This window comes from Blautia sp. AF19-10LB, assembly GCF_003461245.1.
GTDB classification, from domain to species: Bacteria; Bacillota; Clostridia; order Lachnospirales; family Lachnospiraceae; genus Blautia_A; species Blautia_A intestinihominis.
On record NZ_QTWS01000065.1, the window covers coordinates 2,088 to 9,092 of the forward strand.

Annotated in this window: 6 protein-coding genes; 2 read left to right on the forward strand and 4 right to left on the reverse strand. The window is 38.2% G+C overall.

All coding sequences use genetic code 11. The features are described 5' to 3' along the window. The first annotated feature begins 1,638 nt into the window (after positions 1 to 1,638). Together DWX28_RS18555 and DWX28_RS18560 are read left to right on the forward strand one after the other, a co-directional pair. Positions 1,639 to 3,012: a HEPN domain-containing protein gene (locus DWX28_RS18555; RefSeq protein WP_118254591.1), complete on the forward strand. Its 1,374-nt coding sequence runs from the start codon at positions 1,639 to 1,641 to the stop codon at positions 3,010 to 3,012. Between the two features lie 156 nt (positions 3,013 to 3,168). After that, positions 3,169 to 3,399, forward strand: coding sequence for a hypothetical protein (locus DWX28_RS18560; RefSeq protein ID WP_118254594.1), 231 nt, complete (start codon positions 3,169 to 3,171; stop codon positions 3,397 to 3,399). On the opposite strand, the gene tnpC is transcribed toward DWX28_RS18560, so the two are convergent. The 4 genes from tnpC to DWX28_RS18580 form a co-directional block, all read right to left on the reverse strand. Next, a complete protein-coding gene (gene tnpC / locus DWX28_RS18565) occupies positions 3,396 to 5,015 on the reverse strand; it encodes an IS66 family transposase (RefSeq protein ID WP_118254596.1) in 1,620 nt (539 codons plus the stop codon). The two genes, DWX28_RS18560 and tnpC, sit on opposite strands and share 4 nt — an antisense overlap. Before the next feature lie 292 nt (positions 5,016 to 5,307). Next, positions 5,308 to 5,667, reverse strand: a complete 360-nt coding sequence (tnpB, locus tag DWX28_RS18570; protein ID WP_118254598.1) for an IS66 family insertion sequence element accessory protein TnpB — start codon at positions 5,665 to 5,667, stop codon at positions 5,308 to 5,310. Continuing rightward, positions 5,657 to 6,043: an IS66 family insertion sequence element accessory protein TnpA gene (gene tnpA / locus DWX28_RS18575; protein ID WP_118254602.1), complete on the reverse strand. Its 387-nt coding sequence runs from the start codon at positions 6,041 to 6,043 to the stop codon at positions 5,657 to 5,659. The genes tnpB and tnpA overlap by 11 nt, the downstream gene beginning before the upstream one ends. A 464-nt stretch (positions 6,044 to 6,507) precedes the next feature. Then, complete coding sequence (locus DWX28_RS18580) at positions 6,508 to 6,942, reverse strand: nucleotide triphosphate diphosphatase NUDT15 (protein ID WP_118254606.1); 435 nt, start codon at positions 6,940 to 6,942, stop codon at positions 6,508 to 6,510. Positions 6,943 to 7,005: the final 63 nt, after the last annotated feature.

Consider the following 7,005-nt stretch of genomic DNA (forward strand, 5'->3'; position numbering starts at 1 on the left):
ATGCCTTCTTTTTACAGATACCATTCTATAATACATGGAATTCTATGTCAATATTACCTTAATTGCAATAGCGTCGCATATCGGTTTCTTTTATGAAGCCTGTATGGCAGAATGTATCTTCTTTAAAGATATTTAATCGTGGCTGTTTACCTTTCCAATATGAAATAAATGATCAGATAAACCATATATAATATGATACTGGCCGTATGGTGCTTTTATATACAGTGCTTATAATTCCTACCACGCATACAAACGTAACAATTAAAGAACCTGCTTGGTTTGCAATATAGTGGTCTTTAGCAATACTATATTGCAAAGCAGAAATATCCAGCTGTTTATGCTTTGAAGATTTATCATTAGTACAAACTTCCTGAAGCAATTGACCTAGTAATTTTATATGCATGTCGTTTACCGGCCCGTGTTCGATAATATTTTGTTACTTTCACTTTTATTAGAATAGAAAAATTAAAAACTTTATAATATAACGTATATGAGTAAGTATGAAGAAGGAAGAATTTACTCCCTGCAAGGATTTCAGAACTCCAATACACCAAAGCCACACTAAACGTCTAAAACACCCAAAATCAACGATATGAAAGTAAAAGATAATGGATAACATCGATTTTTAATAAGTTTGTAAAGTTATATCAACCGGTGTTATAATGGTGAAAAGCAATGAGAAAGGAATTCCACACATCAACCAGACCAAATTAAGCTATGATACCGCAACCAAAGAAGTAGGAAGCAATGATCTGAAATACAAAAAATCAGGAGATAAGATGGGCAGACTATATAAAATTAACCCCACATGCCCTCATTGTGGCGAAGAACATGAATGTTGGACTATCCGCCTGAAGGATGAATAGCAACAGGTATTAGATGAACATGCAAGGCAGCATGAAGGAGAACATCCACTAATATCTCTGATGTCTCCACCAGGACTGGAAGTTACCCGTAAGTTAAAGTGTAGGGTATGTAACAGAGAGTTTGAAATAGAAATCGCTATCAGAAAAGAAAATGAAGTTGGGTGGAACCATCCCGATTTTATTCCAGTTGGCAAATACCCAGTGTAATTAATTTTTTATTTTTGTCAAATGTAAAGAGAGACCGGAAGTGATCTGGTCTCTCTTTAATAATATCTACACCTTAAACTATAGCTGGAATCTCGGTGCATGATTTTGCTGCCTCAAATGTATGATATATTTTTTATGGCATTGCTTTGTCGAGAAAATCACTTGCAAAATTATTGTGGGATTGCCCAAGCGTAGATTATAGGAGTACATCAGAATTAGTAGCCATAGAATTCTCACCACGCATCCATCAGTCAAAAGATTCTTTGAAAATACGAAATGATTTCCGATTTTTAAAATAACAAAGGGATATTTATTTTTATAAACCTCTCCAGTAAATTAATAAGCAGATTCCCGGCTTATATTCAGATCTGCTGCATTTCAGTTACAGTATAGACTTGTTTATCCATGCATAACACCTCCAGCATATATAGCAATATGTTATTTTTCACGAAAGATGTCATTTTTACAAAGAAGTCAAAAATTCATACCTTTTCTTACTGAATCTTCTTTTTTTCTTTGCTATAATCAATATAAGATATAGGCAAATACATAAAGGGGAATGTGCATGGATAATAAAAACTTTCAAATTGAAGGGGCGAAAATTCAGTTACCAGTTAATTCAGAAAACATGAAAGAGTACGATATCACATATATTATCGATCAGCGGCATGGATTCATATTGGATTGTCCAGAACCATGTAATCAGTATTACCATGATTATTGGAGAAATCGAAAACTGATTCAAGCAAAAGTCTTGTTTGGAGTCGATAAGAATAATATCTCATTTACGCTTGTAGACTGTGCAATCGAATTGTCAGGAATACCAACACGCAAAATGAAAATCAGTTGGAATAGGATTTTGTATGGCCTTCATACAGAAAAAGACATGGAACTGACTTGTACTGTTGCTGAATATACATTGCGTTTGAGTAAGTATATTCCTTATCGACGAATAATCTGGTTAGACGAATATATACTTATTCCAGATGTATTAATAGCAACGGTAAGACTAAGAGATAAATACAATGAAGAGTATTCTGTAATAAAACTAACATGCAAGGACTCAATTACAGTACGGGAAATGGACATTTACTTGATTCGATTTTTAGAGATTCAATATCTGTTATCGGGTTATTTTCCAGATGTGATAGAACAAAAATATTTGCTTGATAATAATAAATGTGCAGAGGGAATCAAGCAAATTTCTGGATACATTAATGCAACTGTAAGGAATACGGGATTTTTGTACTCTATTTCTCTCAAAGCATGTACAGATTTTTCGGATATTTACAGGAATTGGCTTGAAAGACGAAAGAAAGTAGTTATTCAATTCAATATGTTTGCATATACTTCAGAATCCAGAGATTATGTTGATGAAGTACCGATTGCGACATATATCCAGTGTTTGGAAGGATATATGGATATTGTACATGGAAAAAAACTAAAAAGATATGATAAAAAAGCGATAAACGATATTGCAGATATCCTTTGCCTAACTGCAGAAAATGTTCCAATAATTGAAGAAATTTGTTGTAATAGTAGAATAGATAAAGAAGAGCTGTCAAGAAGAATAAAAGCACTTTTGGGCAACCTGACCAGATTAGATTTAAAGGGAAAAATAGAGTATGCCATCAATCTGTCTCCTGACATAAGCCGTATTTTTGAATATGAAAAGAAACATGTAGACGAAAAAGGCAATAGTCTGTATGATATATTTATAAGAAAAGCGCATGTCCATCGAAACTGGCTATCCCATATGTTTGAAAATAAAACACCGCAGCATTTTTCAGGAGCAGAAATAGATCTTGCTGCCAGAAAACTTAAATTTTTATTTAGGTTATTGCTTCTATATGATATTGATGCAGATATAGTTGAAGGAGATATAGACAGAGTTTGTAGAAATATTGATAAGTGGTATGAAAAAAATAAATTATTCTGATGAAGAGAAAGACACAATTGAGGCGTGCTAAGCTGGCACTCCATTTTTATTTCTCAGGCTATATATTGGTATCACTAAGCTGCTTTTGTGATACACTGAGTATATGCTTTTAAATTATGTGTGGCAGAACATGTAGAATGGTCAGAAGGAAGCGGTATGGATCGATTGTTAACAGAACAGAAGGCTTTGAAGAAATTGGGAATTGAAGATTTCCGTCACTTAACAAAAGATAAAGCCATTATGATGGTGTCTATGTTAGATAAAATGGAACCAGAGATAACTAAAAAGGCTATAGAGCAATTTCCACATTTTTCAGATACAATGTATACGGTAAATCATCCGTACTACTCTAACTTTAAGCCGCCGTTTCCGGCGGCAAGATTTTAAATATTAGTTGTCTTTGTTCTACTCCGGCATATTTCCGGAAGTGTTTCGGGCCATGGAAGGATATCATCTATAAAGCTGTATTCCTTGTCATCCTGATGATCTTTCAATACAGTCAGGACATATTCAAGATATCGAAACGGATTAAGGTTATTAGCCTTTGCGGTTTCTGTGATACTGTAGATAATGGCACTGGCATTTGCACCATCCAGACTGTCGATCAACTTCCATGTATGCTTATGAAGACAAAAACTCCGCAGGGCACTTTCTGTCGCATTGTTGTCCATAGGAATATCGCCATCTTCCAGAAAGGCTTTCAGAGAAGCTTCCTGATTGATACAGTAGTTGATCCCATCCAGAGTCTTTCCTCTGGAAAGCTGATTTTTAGTCTGGATCTCTTTTGCCCATGCAAAGAAGGCCTCTACAAGAGGTCTGATGTTGGCCTGACGGTACATCTTTCTGACTTTTGCAGGCTGTCCCTCCATCTGGTTGTCCAGATGATAGATCGCTGTGATCCGGCTGACTGCTTCGTAAGCTACAGTCTCTTTCGCATTTTTCTGTGCTGCTTTCGGCAGGGCTTTCAACGCCTCCGCAAACCTGCGCCTTGCATGGGACCAGCAGCCGGCAAAGACGATGTCTGGATTTTCCCTGTCCAGCTTCCTGTATGCAGAGTAACCGTCGCATACCACGATCCCTTTAAAATCCTTCAGGAATTCTTCCGGATGGTCCGCTTTCCGGGTACGCTGGTATTCATACAGGATGATCGGAGTATCCGTATAACTCTTTCCTGTCCGATAGATCCACATGTAACTTTTGCTGTTTGCCGGCCGTCCATCCTTAGTGACCATGACCGGAGTCTCATCAGCCTGAAGTACATGAAACTGATACATCTCTTTATGGATCCGGTCATAAAGGATCCCCAGATACCTGTCCGCACACTGGATCATCCAGTTTGCCATGACCTGTCTGGAGATATGGATGTCATTCCGCAGGAATTCCTGGCTGATCCTGTAAAGAGGAAGCCCGTTTACGTACTTGGCATTCATGATGCTTGCCGCAAGTGACGGAGTGAGCAGGCTGTTACGGAGCAGATCCTTCGGACGGTCCGCTTTTATGATCGTCTGGTTGTCCCTACCAGCGTAGACTGCCACATGATGTTCTTCAACAGTATAGACTGCAGGCTGCACACGTACCCTTTTATAGATCTCGTCTGGAAGCTGTTTCCATCCATCTGTGCCAAAGACATCCTGGAGTTTTTCTTCTGACAGGGTATGGACGATCACTTCAACCGGAAGATCTTTCAGATCTGCCTCCCGTTTTCCTTTATTTTTGCGGCGCGGCTGTATCACATCTTCCTCAACAGGCTCAACCACATACAGTGTTTCCGTAAGTGCTTCAGCCTCATTAAATATAAGCTCCAGTTCCAGCTGTCCGGAGATCGTTTCCAGTTTTTCGGAAGAACGGCCGTAACGCTTATTGTTTGCGTCAGCGATCTGCTCGATCAGGCGCTCCATGTTTGTATTCAGCTGGTGGATCTGATCCTGCATGGACAGGATGACTGCCATAAGTGTTTCCCTGCTGAAATCATTCAGTTCTTCTTCTGTATATACTTTTGCCATGGGTGTCGTTCTCCTTTATCTGATGTTCCTATTGTAACGCAAAGATAAAAAAAAAGCGAATCCGGCAGACAGGGTATCCGTCATTTTTACTAATAGATGAATACTCTGAAAAACTCAAAAAACTATTAGTTTTTCGGGCTTTTCAGAGTACTTATCCACAAGCCCTGTAAAGGGACCTGAAAGTACTCCTGAATAAATGAAGGCAGCGGAATCATGAAAAGTGGATAACTCTTTTTCGGGACTTATGATGATTGGAAGATATTTTTTTATTTTCTCTGTTTTGCACAGGATCTTATAAGACCTTATCCGGTCTGACTTCCTGGATCGGATGGCGTGCAACAACTTCCAGTCCCTGCATGAGATACTGGTACTGCTCCGGTGTGATCTCCATTGCCTCTTCTTTTGTGCGGGGCCAGTTGAATGCACCCAGTTCCAGCCTTTTGTATAAGAGCAGGAAGCCATCGCCTTCCCAGACCAGCCCTTTGATACGGTCAGTCCGCCTTCCGCAGAACAGAAACAGGATATCTTTTTGATACGGATCCAGTTGAAAATTGAACTTGATGATGGATGCAAGGCCCTCCATACCACGTCTCAGATCTGTGTAGCCGGTAGCCAGGTAGATCCTGCGGAACCCGGAAGCATCATTCAGCATGAAAGATCTCTCCGATACGTGACAGGAGTTCTGCTGAAACGGAATTGGATATCTCTACAGAGACCGGTCCTTTTCGGATGATGATATCCGGATGGAATCCATTTCTGACAGACTCCTGTTTTATTGGAAGGCTGATCTCTGCAAACGAGATCTTTTGCGGTCTGGTTTCATCTGCCGGGTCTGTGATAAGCGAAAGATCCTTTGATGTCGAAGCAGCAAAAGCTTCTTTTCTGAGGATCCTTTGCCAGTAAAAGAATTGTTTGTCTGAGATCCCATTAGCCCGGCACCATTCAGTCTTATTCATACCGCTGTTCAAACATTCATTCATGATCTGGGTCCAATGTTCAATGCGGACCTGACGTGTGATCTTATCCATAAGATTTCTCCTTTAAAAAACTTTTAGTTTTACAAAGGGATTATCTCATGGTTTTAGGCCAAAAGCACGGTACTAACTATTTACCGTATACCTATATACAGCAACCGACAACAACAAAAATCGTTCGATAAATTTCAACGAGTTTCGACGGAAAAAGAGATTCCACATCATAAGTGGAACCTCTTATTTATTAACGTAATGAACAATCAGATACTTTTATATTTGGGGCCAATTTAGGCCATTTCAATTTTTGTTCCGCTGTCTACTCTTAAAACTATGGTGCTTATAGCAGAAACTGCACCACCAATCGTCTGCACAGAAGGTACAAAAAATACAGTTTTTAACTTTTAATGATTTCATTTATTTTCTCGCCAATTTTGGGAGAGCATTTAATTAATTTGTATTACCATCTTTAATTATCCAGTTTAATAAGAATAATTCCTATAAATTCTACGTATTTTTACTTAGTCAGTATTAATGGAATAAGTAATCCCTGTCGTTAAATATTTATTGTGTAATAGCTCTTTAAATGGCAAAAATAATTGTTCAGAAAATTCATCTATATTATACCAACCGTAAGCAGCCACCTCTCTCTCTTCTGGAATAATAACGGATTCTTTATCAATAGTCGCCATCATCCATATAGAAATATAATGTGTGTTCTCATCTTGATGAATATCATTTGTCACACCCAAAAAAGTAAATTCATTTATTTTAATGCCTATTTCTTCTTGGCATTCACGCATAGCACAATGAACAATAGATTCATTCTTCTCTAAATGCCCACCCGGAGTACTCCAACATCCATTGCCCAACTTATTTTTTCTTTTAAGCAGTAACACTTCTTCTTCCTGATTTTTTACTAATACGGCTACGCCTACACCAATATCTCTTAACATAAACTTTCCTCCCTATATAGTCAAGTCTTTTTTCCTTGAAAATCAAGGATTTTTTAGTGTTTC